Consider the following 13783-nt stretch of genomic DNA (forward strand, 5'->3'; position numbering starts at 1 on the left):
GCTCGTGTTGCCACCGGAGCTGCCGCTGGAAGAACCACTGTTGCCGGACGAAGAGCCGCTACCCGACGAGCCGCTGCCACTCGATGAACCCTGGCCGTCGCTCGTGTTGCCACCGGAGCTGCCGCTGGAAGAACCACTGTTGCCGGACGAAGAGCCGCTACCCGACGAGCCGCTGCCGCTCGATGACCCCGGGCCATCGCTCGTGTTGCCGCCGGAGCTACCGCTGGAAGAGCCACTGTTGCCGGACGAAGAACCGCTGCCCGACGAGCCACTGCCGCTCGATGAGCCTGCGCCATCGTTCGTGTTGCCGCTGGACGAACCACTGCTCCCGGATGACGAACCGCTACCGCTCGACGAGCCCGCGTCATCGGGCTTGCCGCTGGAGCTGCCACTCGACGAACCGCCGCTGCCGCTCGAACTGCCGGAGGACGGATCCAGTGGCGGCGGCGACGGCATCGGCACGGGAACGGGCGCCGGAGGCGGCGGAATTGGCACCGGGAATCCACCCGACGAGCTGCCGGATGAACCGCTACCGCTAGAAGAGCCCGATCCGCTGGAGGAACCCGAGCCACTCGACGAACCTGAACCACTCGATGAACCCGAGCTACTCGACGAGCCCGAGCTACTCGACGAACCCGAACCGCTCGATGATCCCGAGCTACTCGACGAACCCGAACCACTCGACGAGCCCGAGCCGCCAGACGAACCGGAGCCACTCGACGAACCCGAACTGGAGCTGGTGGCACACCCGCCGAAAACGCAAAGGACAGGAGCGCTGGTCCCTGACGCAGCCGCCCCCCAGATCGGCGCCTTGGCGGTGGTATCACTTGCAGACGTGGAAATCTGGGTGACGGTCTGGGTCGTCTGGAGGAGCTTTGTCCATGCCGCATTGGTGGGATCCTTCATCTGCGCTGGAGTCAACGCGGTCCCTCCTACCTGTGCAACGGCTTGCTTGTTTTGATTGTTCCAGACTCCCCACGCGGTATCGGGGGGAGGAAGGGAGCCGCTCGGCCCGCCGATCAAGCCGCCTCCACTGCCATTGTTTACCAGCCCGCTCGCATAGCTCGTATCGATCTCTTGCAGGGGTAGGTTTGCAGTCTCCAATTGCCCCACCAATCCACCTGCATAGACCGAGCTCTTGCCGGAAATCGTGGCAGTGACGTCTCCCGTGGCATAGCTGTTAAGGATCAGCGTCGAGCTTGAATAGCCGACCAGGCCACCTGCTCTGGCGGCATAGGACTTGACACCGGTGGCCGCTACGGATCCCGTGGCATAGCTTTGCTCGATGTGCCCCAAAGCGTTCCCGATCAGGCCACCAACAGCGTCGCCCCCACTGACCGCTCCCGTGGCAAAAGAGGCCGACAGGTAATCAGAAAAAGGACTGACGTATTGCCCGAACAGCCCGCCGACCGCGAGCTTGCCGGTGACCGATCCGGTTGCGTAACAGGAAATAGGACTACGCATTGGAGAATGAAATCGGAGACTTTTATATAGGCTCCGACTCTATCCAACGGCCAGCCAGAAAAGCTGACAAGTCCTGACATTGGCAAAAACGACCCCACGAGCGACCGCGCTGGGCTAAAGTCCCGCCGGCCGTCCGCCTCGCACTGCTACGATGGCCGGCGCTGCGCTAACGGTCCGTTGGGGGATGACGCGCTCGGGATGACGCGCTCGCAAAGCACCTTGGAGACAAGGATCGCTAAGCGCGTACGAGATAGGCCTGGCGCAGGCGCTCGGCATCCACCTTGAGCACGTCGCCCAGGTAGGCATCGATGCCGCCGTAGTCCTGCTCGATGGCGTGCATCGAGGCTTCCAGGTAAGAGGCCTTCACCGCCAGCAGCGGCCACATCACCGCGGGATCGACACCGAACTGCGCCGCGCCGGCGCTCATCTTCTGGTTGAAGCCCTGGTTCCAGTGATTCGATTCCAGGTAGTTGGCCATGATGATGCCGCGCTCCACGCCCAGGCCGGCCAGCAGCAGCATCGAGGCAAAGCCGGTACGATCCTTGCCCGCGGTGCAGTGGTACAGCAGGTTGCCGCCCTGCTCCGCAGTCTTCAGGAAACCGCCAAAGGCGGCCTGGTACTTGCGCGGAAAGTCACCATAGACCTCCAGCATGAAGGCTTCCATCTGCTGCGCGCTGCCGTCGCGCAAACGCGGCATCAGCTCGGCCATCGACATACTGCCTTCGAGCACCGGCGTGGCGACCCAGCGGAAGGCCTCGCCAAAGGGGCTTTCCGCAGCGGTCTTCTCACCGGCCGAGCGGAAGTCGATCACCATGTCCAGCTGCAATGCGCGCAGCCGTTCCATATCCGCCGCGCTGGCCAGGCCCGGGTTGCCGCTGCGAAACAGCTTGCCGGCACGCACGCGGTGGCCGTCGCGCGTGGCGAGGCCGCCAAGGTCGCGCAGATTGACTACATTGTCCAGCGCAAGCGCTGCGTTGCCCGGCACGCCGGCACCTTGTGATGGCGCATCGGCCATGTTTTCCTGCATCGTGTGTCCCTGCCCTGTCTTTGTCGTTCGGTGGCGCGCGCACCGCACGTGTCGGCGGCTCAGCGCGCGCGATAGGCCGGCACATGCCAGCGCGTATGGCATCCAGCAATATAACGGCGATCGAGCTTCGCCACCAGTTTCCACACGCTCATCGGGTCCACATCGTCCAGATCCAGGTCGACCCAGGCCCAGGGATGCGCACCGTCGCCCTCGCAGATCAGCTCGATGTCCTTGACCCGCACGTAGGCGGCCAGCGCCGTGCGCAGCGCGGATGCGTCGACTTCGGCGCGTAGTCCTCTCACTAAAACCTTCATCATGCACTCCAAAGTTTTCAGATCACGTTCGGGCGGCTCATTAGTGTGCGGGGCTGCCGGTTGTTGTGCTCGCTGCGCAACGCCCGCAAGCCCTTGTATCGCAATGATCTGAAAGTCTGACCGCTTGGCGCATCGAAATTTCCCTGTGCGAGCCGGTTCTTTGATCCGCGTCATATGCGCCCGGATCCACCCTCGACAGGCACTGTTGGCCGGCACGATAATTTCCCCATGTCGAACGCGGCAGCCCGGCCGCAAGCCGGTCTCCCGCCTTCGCCAGGTCTTCACGGAACGCCGCCGAACGACGCCGCCACCCTGCCAGTCACAGGCTAGCCATCTGCCCGCGCGTGACGTCCGCCTTCCCGTGTCGAACCAAGATCAACAAGACAAGAAAAGGGAAAGCGATGACAGACCCGCGCACTCCAACCCAAGCCGTCCGCGCAGCCGCCCCCACCGCTATCGGTGTGGCTGCCGCCGTGCCGCAAGCCGCGCCCGGCAAATCCACGCCATGGGGGCTCTACGCCGCCGTCCTGGTACTGATCGGCATACTCGCCCTGCCCCTGCCCCCGGACCTGCCGGTGGCGGGACATCGCATGCTGGCAATCCTCGCCTTTGCCATCGTGGTGTGGATCACCGAGGCGGTCTCCTACGAGGCCAGCGCCATCATGATCACGTCGCTGATGGCCGCACTGATCGGCTTTGCGCCCACGGTGGCGGACCCGGCCACGCAGTACGGCACCTCCCGCGCGCTCGGCATGGCGCTGGCAGGGTTCTCCAACACCGCGCTGGCGCTGGTTGCCGCCGCCCTCTTTATCTCGGCGGCAATGACGGTGACCGGGCTCGACCGGCGCATCGCGCTGGTCACGCTGTCGGCCATCGGCACCAGCACGCGGCGCATCCTGATCGGCAGCATCGTGGTGACCATCGCGCTGTCGCTGGTGGTGCCGAGCGCGACCGCGCGCAGTGCCTGCGTGGTGCCGATCATGATGGGCGTGATCGCGGCCTTCGGGGTCGACAAGAAATCCAATATCGCCGCCGGCATCATGATCACCGTGGCTATGGCCACCAGCATCTGGAACGTCGGCATCCAGACCGCCGCCGCGCAGAACCTGCTGACGGTGGGCTTCATGGACAAGCTGCTGGGCGAGCGCATCACCTGGCTGCAATGGCTGATCGCCGGCGCGCCGTGGGCCATCGTGATGTCGGTCGTGCTGTATTTCCTGGTGCGGTTCCTGTTGCCCGCTGAAACCGAGGCCATCCCCGGCGGTAAGGAAGCCGTGCAAAAGGAACTCGCCGGGCTGGGCCCGATGAGCGGCCCGCAGAAGCGGCTTGCCGCCGTGTCCATCGGGCTGCTGCTGTTCTGGGCGACCGAGGGCAAGCTGCACCAGTTCGACACCGCCACCGTGACCTTCGTCGGCCTGGTGATCCTGATGATGCCGCGCATTGGCGTGATGGACTGGAAGACCATGCAGCAACGCACGCCGTGGGGCACGCTGATCGTGTTCGGGGTAGGCATCAGCCTGGGTACCGCGCTGCTCACCACGCAGGCCGGCCAGTGGCTGGGCAAGTTCGTGGTGGCCAACTCCGGGCTCGCCACGCAAGGCCCGATCCTGGTGTTCGCCATCCTGGCCGCCTTCCTGATCCTGATCCACCTCGGCTTTGCCAGCGCCACCGCGCTCACCGCGGCGCTGCTGCCGATCCTGATCTCGGTACTGCAGACGCTGCCGGGCGATATCAACCAGATCGGCCTGACGATGCTGCTCGGCTTCACCGTGAGCTTCGGCTTCATCCTGCCGATCAATGCACCGCAAAACATGGTTTGCCTGGGCACGGACACCTTCAACGGCAAGCAGTTCGCCAAGGTCGGCATCCCCGTGACGGTGATCGGCTACGCCCTGATGCTGCTGTTCGCCGCCACCTACTGGCGCTGGCTGGGCTGGATCTGAGCGCACACCGGGACAAGGAACGAACATGAAGATAACACTGCAATCCGCCACCCGGCTCGCCCGCGACCTGCTCGCCGCGCAAGGCGTGCCGACCGACATCGCCAACGACGTGGCCGAGCACCTGGTCGAGGCCGACCGCTGCGGCTACACCAGCCACGGCCTGTCGATCCTGCCCAACTACCAGCGCTCGCTGGCAACCGGCAACGTCAACCCGGCGGGCCGCGCCGAATGCGTGCTCGACCGCGACAGCCTGCTGGTGTTCGACGGCAACGGCGGCTTCGGCCAGCACGTGGGCAAGCGCGTCATCGAGACCGCCATCGAGCGCGTGCGCCAGCACGGCCACTGCATCGTCGCGCTGCGCCGCTCACACCACCTGGGCCGCATGGGCCACTACGGCGAGATGGTGGCCAAGGAGCGCTTCGTGCTGCTGAGCTTCACCAATGTGATCAACCGCTCCCCGGTGGTGGCCCCCTACGGCGGCCGCACCGCGCGGCTGACCACCAACCCGCTGTGCTTCGCCGGGCCGATGCCCAACGGCCGCCCGCCCCTGGTGGTGGATATCGCCACCAGCGCCATCGCCATCAACAAGGCCCGCGTGCTGGCCGAGAAGGGCGAGCCCGCGCCGCAGAACAGCATCATCGACAGCGAAGGCAACCCCACCACCGATGCCGGGGCCATGTTCAGCGAACACCCGGGCGCGCTGCTGCCCTTCGGCGGCCACAAGGGCTATGCGCTCGGCGTGGTAGCCGAGCTGCTCGCGGGCGTGCTGTCGGGCGGCGGCACCATCCAGCCGGAGAACCCGCGCGGCGGCGTGGCCACCAACAATATGTTCGCGTTGCTGATGAACCCGGAACTGGACCTGGGGCTGAGCTGGCAAGGCGCGGAGGTGGAAGCCTTCGTCAACTACCTGCACGACACCCCGCCCGCCCCGGGCTTTGACAGCGTGCAATACCCGGGCGAGTTCGAAGCCGCCAACCGCGCGCTCACGACCACCCACCTGGACGTGAACCCTGCGATCTGGCGCAACCTGGAAACCCTGGCAAAGGAGCTTGGCGTGGCGCTGCCGGCGGACTGAACCGGCGGGGCGGCTTGAGCCGGGGCAGGGACATGGCCGGTGCTGGCACAATACGGCCCATGGAACGTCTCTGGTCGAATTTTCTCAAGCTGGTGCTGCTGCTCATCCTGGGCGCGGCCCTGCTCGGCACGCTCACCGTGCTCGTCGCTCAGCGCCAGCTGCCCACGCTGGACGCGCTCACCACTTTCCGCCAGTCGCCCGGCTACGTGCCCATCGGCGAGATACCGCCCAAGCTGACCCAGGCGGTGGTAGCCATCGAGGACGACCGCTTCTACCTGCATGACGGCATCGACTATGTCGGCGTGATCCGCGCCGGCGTGGCCAACCTGTCCGATGAGCTGTCGCAGGGCGCCTCCACCATCACCATGCAGGTGGCGCGCAATTTCTTCCTCTCGCGCGAGAAGACCTACACCCGCAAGCTGTATGAGGTGCTGCTGGCTTACCGGATCGAACACGCCATGAGCAAGGATGAGATCCTCGAGCTCTACATGAACAAGGTCTACCTTGGGCAAGGGGCCTATGGTTTTGCCGAGGCCGCCGAGACGTATTTTGGCAAGCCGGTGGGCGAGCTGACTTTGGCGGAATGCGCGATGCTGGCCGGATTGCCGAAGGCGCCTTCGGCGAATAACCCGGTGGTGAATCCTCGGCGCGCCCGGCAACGGCAAGCTTATATCTTGCTGCGAATGCTGGAGTTGGGGAGGATTGGGAGGGGGGAATATGATGCGGCGTTGTTGGAGCCGTTGAGGTTGAAGTAGGGGATGGATTGGTGATGGGGGGGTGGTCGCTGTTTGATTGCTGCGGCGATGGCATCTTGCACCCAAGGGCGTACGACATCCCCCTGCGGGGGCTGCCGGTCACTCTTCTTTGCGTCGGCAAAGAAGACTAACGAGAAGAAAGCCGACCCTGCCGGGCGCAGAGCAATAAGGCTTTCGAATATCGGTGGTTACGTCGTACGGCCCCGAGTGTCGGCTAGCGTGTTCTACCGGCTCAAAGGGCATCGCAATTGCATGACCTATGGGTTACGTCGTGAGGCCCCTGACCTCGTGCGCGGTGACCATTCCCACATCTGCCGTTCGCGGGGCGAAGTGCTGCGCCGTTTCGGGTGTGGCTGGTTTCGTGGTTTTGTCTCAGTGGACGAGCGTCGTGGGTGTGAGCACGGCCCTCGCGGACGGGCCACGGTGCCCACCACGAAACCAGAGGGGGGTGAAGCAAGGTGCCGCTCGCGCCGGTACGGCAGGGCATCAAATGGCCGGGCGCCCGCCGCCAGAGACAAAACCACGAAACCACCAAGGCAGGCAGGATCGTGGTGCTACGCGCCGCGAACGGCAGATGGTCGAACGCGCACCGAGCAAAGCGATCAGGGGCACCACAACGTGACCATTGAGTCATGCATTTACGATGCCCTCCAAGCCGGTATGGCAAAGGCCAGCCAACACTCCGGGCCGTACGACGCAACCACCGATATTCGAAAGCCTTATTGCTCTGCGCCCGGCAGGGTCGGCTTTCTTCTCGTTAGTCTTCTTTGCCGACGCAAAGAAGAGTGACCGGCAGCCCCCGCAGGGGGATGTCGTACGCCCTTGGGTGCAAGATGCCATCGCCGCAGCAATCAAACAGCGACCACCCCCAACAACCTTCCCCCAATCACTCCAACGCCCCCCGATACCTCGTCACCGCCAACAACACAATCTCATCCAGCCCAGCATCTTCACTCCCATCCAGCCGCGCCAGCAAAGCGCGCCGCATACGTGGCTCCCAGAAGCGCTTGATATGGCTGGCGATATCCGCCACCGCTTCTTCGCGGTCCGGCATGGCTTCGAAGAAGGTGCCGATCTGGTTCGCCATCTTGACGAGGTTGTCGGAGTTCATGCTTGTTCCGTCCTGCTGTGCAAACGTTGGGGGTGGGAGTAGACCACGTGCCGGCCGGCGCGTACAAAGCCGGCCAGCGTGACGCCGGCATCGATCGCCAGGCGTACCGCGAGCGCGGTCGGGCCGGATACGGCGGCCAGCACGCCGACGCCGGCGCCGGCGGTCTTCAGCACCATTTCGTAGCTGGCGCGGCTGGTCACCAGCACGGCGCCGCGCGAGCGGTCCTCGCCGGTGCGTGCCAGCGCGCCGATCAGTTTGTCGAGCGCGTTGTGGCGGCCCACGTCTTCGCGGACCAGCGCAACCTGGCCGTCGGCGCGCAGCCACGCGGCGGCGTGCGTGGCGCCGGTGTGGCGCAGCAGTTCCTGCCGGGTCTGCAACTGCGCGAATGCGGCGTACATCGCCTCGTCGCTGAAGCTGGCGCCGCCGCTCACGGGTGCCGGGGCGCGCATGACTTCCTGCAGCGATTCGGTGCCGCACAGGCCGCAGCCGGTTCGGCCCGCCATGGCGCGGCGCCGATCCTTGAGCGCGGCGAAGGCTTGCGCCGCGATGCGCAACCGCACCGCGATACCTTCGGGGCGGACCTCGGTCTCTATCTCATAAACATCGCGCGGGCTGGCCACCAGCCCTTCGCTCAGGCTGAAGCCCAGCGCGAAGTCTTCGAGATCGGCCGGCGAGGCCAGCATGACCGCATGCGAGATGCCGTTGTACTCGAGCGCAACCGGCACTTCCTCGGCAATCTCGTCGTCCTCCAGTGCCAGCTCGCCGAGGTGGCTGCGGCTGACCGCGAAGGTGCTGTGGGTGGCCGGCTCGGCGTCGGCCATGGCGAGTTCGCAGAGTGTCATGCCGGCCCTGCCTCGGCGCTGGCCGCCTGCAGCAACTGCATCTGCTGATCGTGGAAATCGCGGTACTGGCGCTGCCATTCGGACGGCTGCGCCACCGGCATGACCTGCACCGCGGTGACCTTGTACTCGGGGCAGTTGGTCGCCCAGTCCGAGTTGTCGGTGGTGATCACATTGGCGCCGGACTCGGGGAAGTGGAAGGTGGTGTAGACCACGCCCGGCTGCATGCGCTCGCTGACGATGGCGCGCAGCACGGTTTCGCCCGCGCGGCTTTGCACGCCGACCCAGTCGCCGTCCTTGATGCCGCGTTCCTCGGCGTCGTGCGGATGGATCTCCAGGCGGTCTTCGTCATGCCACATCACGTTCTCGGTGCGGCGTGTCTGTGCGCCGACGTTGTACTGCGACAGGATGCGGCCCGTGGTGAGAATCAGCGGGAACTTGCGGTTCACGCGTTCGTTGGTGGGCACGTAGCGGGTGATGATGAACTTGCCCTTGCCGCGCACGAATGCGTCGATGTGCATGGTCGGCGTGCCCTCGGGCGCGGCGTCGTTGCACGGCCACTGGATGCTGCCGAGTTCTTCCAGGCGCTGGTAGCTGACGCCGCTGAAGGTGGGCGTGAGCCGCGCGATCTCGTCCATGATCTCGGAAGGATGCTTGTACTCCATCGGATAGCCCAGCGCGTTGGACAGCAGCACGGTGGCTTCCCAGTCGGCATAGCGCGCCTTGGGCGGCATCACTTTGCGCACGCGCGAGATACGGCGCTCGGCGTTAGTGAAGGTGCCGTCCTTCTCCAGAAAGGACGAGCCCGGCAGGAATACGTGCGCGTACTTGGCGGTCTCGTTGAGGAAGATGTCCTGCACCACGATGCATTCCATGGCCGACAGCGCGGCTGCCACGTGCTGCGTGTTCGGGTCGGACTGCACGATGTCTTCGCCCTGGCAGTACAGGCCCATGAAGCTGCCGGACAGCGCGGCCTCGAACATATTGGGAATGCGCAGGCCCGGCTCCGGGCTGATCTCCACATTCCACGCGGATTCGAACAGCCCGCGCGTGGTGGAATCCGACACGTGGCGGTAGCCCGGCAGTTCATGCGGGAACGAGCCGATGTCGCACGAGCCCTGCACGTTGTTCTGTCCGCGCAGCGGGTTCACGCCCACGCCTTCGCGGCCGATATTGCCCGTGCACATGGCGAGGTTGGCGATGCCCATCACGGTGGTCGAGCCCTGCGCATGTTCGGTCACGCCCAGGCCGTAATAGATCGCGGCATTGCCGCCGGTGGCGTACAGGCGTGCGGCGCCGCGCAGTTGCCCGGCGGGAATGCCGGTGATCTCGGCCATGGCTTCCGGCGAGTTCTCCGGCAGCATGACGAAGTCGCGCCATTGCTGGAACGCACGGTCCTCGCAACGCTCGGCGATAAACGATTCGGCCATCAGGCCTTCGCTGACGATCACGTGGGCCATCGACGTCACCACCGCCACATTGGTGCCGGGACGCAATTGCAGGTGGAAGTCGGCGCGCACGTGCGGCGAATCGACCAGGTCGATGCGGCGCGGATCGATCACGATCAGCTTGGCGCCGGCGCGCAGGCGCTTTTTCATGCGCGAGGCAAACACGGGGTGGCCGTCGGTCGGGTTGGCGCCCATCACCATGATGACGTCCGCCTTCTCCACCGAGCGGAAGGTCTGCGTGCCGGCGGATTCGCCCAGCGTCTGCTTGAGGCCGTAGCCGGTGGGCGAGTGGCAAACCCGCGCGCAGGTATCGACGTTGTTGTTGCCGAAGGCGGCGCGCACCAGCTTCTGCACCAGGTAGCCTTCCTCGTTGGTACAGCGCGAGGACACGATGCCGCCGATGGCATCGCGGCCATGCTTGGCCTGGATGCGCTTGAATTCGGAGGCCGCGTGGCTGATCGCTTCTTCCCACGACACTTCGCGCCACGGATCCGTGATCCTGGCGCGGATCATCGGGTTCAGGATGCGGTCTTTGTGGGTCGCATAGCCAAAGGCGAAGCGGCCCTTCACGCACGAGTGCCCCTCGTTGGCCTGGCCGTTCTTGTACGGCACCATGCGCACCACTTCATTGCCCTTCATCTCCGCCTTGAAGGCGCAGCCCACGCCACAGTAAGCGCAAGTGGTGACCTTGCTGTGCTCCGGCTGCCCCATGCGGATGATGGAGGTCTCGGCCAGCGTGGCGGTAGGGCACGCCTGCACGCAGGCGCCGCACGACACGCAGTCGGAATCCATGAAGCTGTCGCCCTGCCCCGCCGTCACGCGCGAGTCAAAACCGCGGCCGCTGATGGTGAGCGCGAAGGTGCCCTGGGTTTCCTCGCAGGCGCGCACGCAGCGATTGCACACGATGCACTTGGAGGGATCGTAGGTGAAATACGGATTGGACTCGTCCTTGGCCTCGGCGCGGTGGTTCGCGCCGTCGTACCCATAGCGCACTTCGCGCAGGCCGACCACGCCGGCCATATCCTGCAACTCGCAGTTGCCGTTGGTGGGGCAGGTCAGGCAGTCGAGCGGATGGTCGGAGATATACAGCTCCATCACGCCGCGGCGCAGGTCGGCCAGCTTGTCGGTTTGCGTCTTCACCTTCATGCCGGCTTCGGCCGGCGTGGTGCACGAGGCGGGGAAGCCCCGCCGGCCTTCGATCTCGACCAGGCACAGGCGGCAGGAGCCGAAGGACTTGAGGCTATCGGTGGCGCACAGCTTGGGCACGTTCACACCGGCTTGCACGGCGGCGCGCATCAGCGAGGTGCCGGCGGGCACGGTCACGTCGACGCCGTCGATCTCTAGGGTGACCTGCTGTTGTGAATCGCTGGCCGGCGTGCCGAAGTCGATTTCGTTGCGTGTGTTCAAGGCGGGCTCCCGCTGCGGCCTGGGCCGCATACTGGTGATTCAGAGTGGCGCAGTGGCAGCGCCGGTTCGATAGGCTGAGGCGCTACGCTCAGGCAGCTTTGGCTGGCGCTGCCACGCCAAAGTCTTCCGGGAATGCGTCTAGCGCCGACAGCACCGGGTACGGCGTCATGCCGCCCATGGCGCACAACGATCCGCCCAGCATGGTGTCGCACAGGTCGCGCACCAGCTTGACGTGCTTCACCGGCTGGTCGCCCGCGATGATCTTGTCGATCACCTCGACGCCGCGCGTGGAGCCGATCCGGCACGGCGTGCACTTGCCGCAGGATTCGATGGTGCAGAATTCCATCGCGTAGCGGGCTTGCCTGGCCATGTCGACGGTGTCGTCGAACACCACGATGCCGCCATGCCCCAGCACCGCGCCAAACGCGGCGAAGGCTTCGTAGTCCATCGGCGTATCCAGCCGCGACACCGGCAGGTACGCGCCCAGCGGGCCGCCCACCTGCACCGCGCGGATGGGCCGTGCGCTGCGCGTGCCCTGGCCGTAGCCCTCAAGCAGTTCGCGCAGGGTCACGCCGAAGGCTTTCTCCACCAGCCCACCCTGGCGCACATTGCCGGCGATCTGGAACGGCAGCGTGCCGCGCGAGCGGCCCATGCCAAAGTCGCGATAGAACTGTGCGCCGCGCGCGAGGATCACCGGCACGGTGGCCAGCGAGATCACGTTGTTGATGATGGTGGGCTTGCCGAACAGCCCTTCGATGGCCGGCAGCGGCGGCTTGGCGCGCACCACGCCGCGCTTGCCCTCCAGGCTTTCCAGCAGCGCGGTTTCCTCGCCGCAGACATAGGCACCGGCGCCCTTGCGCACTTCGAGCCGGAAGCGCCGGCCGCTGCCGCGGATATCGTCGCCCAGCCAGCCGGCCGCCTGCGCGATGCCGACGGCGGATTCCAGCACGGCGATAGCGTGCGGATATTCAGAGCGCACGTAGATGTAGCCATGCTCCGCGCCGACAGCTAGGCCGGCGATGGTCATGCCTTCGATCAGCATGAACGGGTCGCCTTCCATCACCATGCGGTCGGAGAAGGTGCCGGAGTCGCCTTCATCGGCATTGCAGACCACGTACTTGATGGGCGACTGCGCGTTGCGCACCGTCTGCCACTTGATGCCCGTGGGAAACGCCGCGCCCCCGCGTCCGCGCAGGCCGGAATCGGTCACTTCCTGCACGATCTGCGCGCCGTCCAGCGCCAGCGCGCGGGTCAGGCCGGCATAGCCATCGTGTGCGATGTAGTCCGCGAGCGAGAGCGGATCGGTGATGCCCATGCGGGCAAAGGTCAAGCGCTCCTGCCCCTTGAGGAACGGGATTTCCTCGGTGAGCCCCTGCGCCAGCGCATGCGCGCCACCCGCCAGGAAGTCGGCATCGAACAGCGCGGCGACATCTTCGGCGGTAACCGGCCCATAGGCCACACGTCCGGCGGGGGTCTGCACTTCAACCAGCGGCTCAAGCCAGAACATGCCGCGCGAGCCGTTGCGCACCAGTTCGATGCTGGCGCCACGCGCCGTGGCCTCACGCGTGATGGCGCGGGCCACCGCATCGGCGCCCATGGCCAGCGCGCTGGAATCGCGGGGTACGAAAACGGTGATGCTCATGCTTGCACCTCCTGGTCCACTGCCACGTCCGCGCAGGCTTTGATCAGGGCATCGAAGCGCTGCGCCGTGACGCGGCCAGCCAGCTCCCCGTCGATCATCACGGCCGGGCCACAGGCGCACTGGCCGAGGCAATACACCGGCTCCAGCGTGAACTCGCCATCGGCGGTGGTTTCATGGAATCCGCAGCCCAGCGCGCGCTCGGCGTGCGCGGCAAGGGCCTCGCTGCCAACCGACTGGCACGCTTCCGCGCGGCAGACCTGGACCACGTGCCGGCCCGGCTTGCTGTCGCGAAAGTGGTGATAGAAGGTGACCACGCCATGCACCTCGGCGCGCGACAGGTTGAGCGCGCGGGCAATCTCGGGCAAGGCGTCGGCGGGCACGTAGCCTACCGTGTCCTGGATCTCGTGGAGGATGGGCAGCAAGGCGCCCGGCATGTCGCGGCGCGCGGCCACGATGCGGGCGACCGGGTCGCGCACGGCGCTGGCGGCTGGCTTGGCAGCGGAATCAGACATCGAGTCTCCTGGTGGCGCAGCTCGGGCCGGCGCAAGCGCTCAAGCGCGGCGCCAGCGGCAGACGTTGTGGCGCATTGGCTTGCGCGTCTTGCCAGGATTTGCTGCGGGGTGCGGCACGCCGTGTCGCGGCGACCGCGTTATATGCTATTTTTTTCATATCTTGGGGGCTCTGAACGGGCATTCCCCATCTCGCCTGGGCAGTTAAGCGGGCTTATATCGGGTGCTATGCCTCTTCGAGCGGACTAT

At 65.8% G+C, this 13783-nt stretch carries 10 protein-coding genes and 1 pseudogene; 4 read left to right on the forward strand and 7 right to left on the reverse strand.

The window, feature by feature from the left end; genetic code table 11:
• Nucleotides 1–961 (forward strand): annotated as a pseudogene (locus tag AC1RQK_RS30685) (hypothetical protein); the annotation flags it as partial.
• Between the two features lie 738 nt (nt 962–1699).
• On the opposite strand, the gene AC1RQK_RS30690 reads toward AC1RQK_RS30685, so the two are convergent.
• Both AC1RQK_RS30690 and AC1RQK_RS30695 read right to left on the reverse strand, forming a co-directional pair.
• Entirely contained in the window at nt 1700–2491 is a 792-nt protein-coding gene (locus AC1RQK_RS30690; RefSeq protein ID WP_492375297.1) for a tyrosine-protein phosphatase, read from the reverse strand.
• A gap of 59 nt (nt 2492–2550) precedes the next feature.
• A complete protein-coding gene (locus AC1RQK_RS30695; protein ID WP_416050438.1) occupies nt 2551–2805 on the reverse strand; it encodes an RNA-binding protein in 255 nt (84 codons plus the stop codon).
• Between the two features lie 401 nt (nt 2806–3206).
• On the opposite strand from AC1RQK_RS30695, the gene AC1RQK_RS30700 reads away from it, so the two are divergent.
• Genes AC1RQK_RS30700 through AC1RQK_RS30710 form a run of 3 tightly spaced genes read left to right on the forward strand, consistent with a single transcriptional unit; the run spans nt 3207 to nt 6578 of the window.
• Nucleotides 3207–4748, forward strand: a complete 1542-nt coding sequence (locus tag AC1RQK_RS30700; protein ID WP_477134319.1) for a DASS family sodium-coupled anion symporter — start codon at nt 3207–3209, stop codon at nt 4746–4748.
• A gap of 25 nt (nt 4749–4773) precedes the next feature.
• Entirely contained in the window at nt 4774–5823 is a 1050-nt protein-coding gene (locus AC1RQK_RS30705) for an Ldh family oxidoreductase (RefSeq protein WP_492813083.1), read from the forward strand.
• 59 nt (nt 5824–5882) lie between these two features.
• On the forward strand, nt 5883–6578 hold the full coding sequence (locus AC1RQK_RS30710; RefSeq protein ID WP_309409935.1) for a transglycosylase domain-containing protein: 696 nt from the start codon (nt 5883–5885) through the stop codon (nt 6576–6578).
• 886 nt (nt 6579–7464) lie between these two features.
• Here the strand turns inward: AC1RQK_RS30710 and AC1RQK_RS30715 are convergent.
• The 5 genes from AC1RQK_RS30715 to AC1RQK_RS30735 form a co-directional block, all read right to left on the reverse strand.
• Nucleotides 7465–7689, reverse strand: coding sequence for a formate dehydrogenase subunit delta (locus AC1RQK_RS30715; RefSeq protein ID WP_492375294.1), 225 nt, complete (start codon nt 7687–7689; stop codon nt 7465–7467).
• Nucleotides 7686–8531, reverse strand: a complete 846-nt coding sequence (fdhD, locus tag AC1RQK_RS30720; protein ID WP_492813086.1) for a formate dehydrogenase accessory sulfurtransferase FdhD — start codon at nt 8529–8531, stop codon at nt 7686–7688. The genes AC1RQK_RS30715 and fdhD overlap by 4 nt, the downstream gene beginning before the upstream one ends.
• On the reverse strand, nt 8528–11383 hold the full coding sequence (fdhF, locus tag AC1RQK_RS30725; protein WP_492813088.1) for a formate dehydrogenase subunit alpha: 2856 nt from the start codon (nt 11381–11383) through the stop codon (nt 8528–8530). The genes fdhD and fdhF overlap by 4 nt, the downstream gene beginning before the upstream one ends.
• Before the next feature lie 88 nt (nt 11384–11471).
• Nucleotides 11472–13025 carry a formate dehydrogenase beta subunit gene (locus tag AC1RQK_RS30730; protein WP_492813089.1) on the reverse strand — a complete coding sequence of 518 codons (1554 nt, stop codon included), beginning with the start codon at nt 13023–13025 and terminating at the stop codon, nt 11472–11474.
• A complete protein-coding gene (locus tag AC1RQK_RS30735; RefSeq protein WP_492375290.1) occupies nt 13022–13537 on the reverse strand; it encodes a formate dehydrogenase subunit gamma in 516 nt (171 codons plus the stop codon). The genes AC1RQK_RS30730 and AC1RQK_RS30735 overlap by 4 nt, the downstream gene beginning before the upstream one ends.
• Nucleotides 13538–13783: the final 246 nt, after the last annotated feature.

It is taken from the genome of Cupriavidus sp. GW822-FHT02D05 (genome assembly GCF_058802485.1).

Excerpts from the sequence above, each read along its gene's own strand:
- AC1RQK_RS30690 (WP_492375297.1), bottom strand. The coding sequence starts at position 2,491 with ATGCAGGAAAACATGGCCGATGCGCCATCACAAGGTGCCGGCGTGCCG.
- AC1RQK_RS30695 (WP_416050438.1), bottom strand. The coding sequence starts at position 2,805 with ATGAAGGTTTTAGTGAGAGGACTACGCGCCGAAGTCGACGCATCCGCG.
- AC1RQK_RS30700 (WP_477134319.1), top strand. The coding sequence starts at position 3,207 with ATGACAGACCCGCGCACTCCAACCCAAGCCGTCCGCGCAGCCGCCCCC.
- AC1RQK_RS30705 (WP_492813083.1), top strand. The coding sequence starts at position 4,774 with ATGAAGATAACACTGCAATCCGCCACCCGGCTCGCCCGCGACCTGCTC.
- AC1RQK_RS30710 (WP_309409935.1), top strand. The coding sequence starts at position 5,883 with ATGGAACGTCTCTGGTCGAATTTTCTCAAGCTGGTGCTGCTGCTCATC.
- AC1RQK_RS30715 (WP_492375294.1), bottom strand. The coding sequence starts at position 7,689 with ATGAACTCCGACAACCTCGTCAAGATGGCGAACCAGATCGGCACCTTC.
- fdhD (WP_492813086.1), bottom strand. The coding sequence starts at position 8,531 with ATGACACTCTGCGAACTCGCCATGGCCGACGCCGAGCCGGCCACCCAC.
- AC1RQK_RS30730 (WP_492813089.1), bottom strand. The coding sequence starts at position 13,025 with ATGAGCATCACCGTTTTCGTACCCCGCGATTCCAGCGCGCTGGCCATG.
- AC1RQK_RS30735 (WP_492375290.1), bottom strand. The coding sequence starts at position 13,537 with ATGTCTGATTCCGCTGCCAAGCCAGCCGCCAGCGCCGTGCGCGACCCG.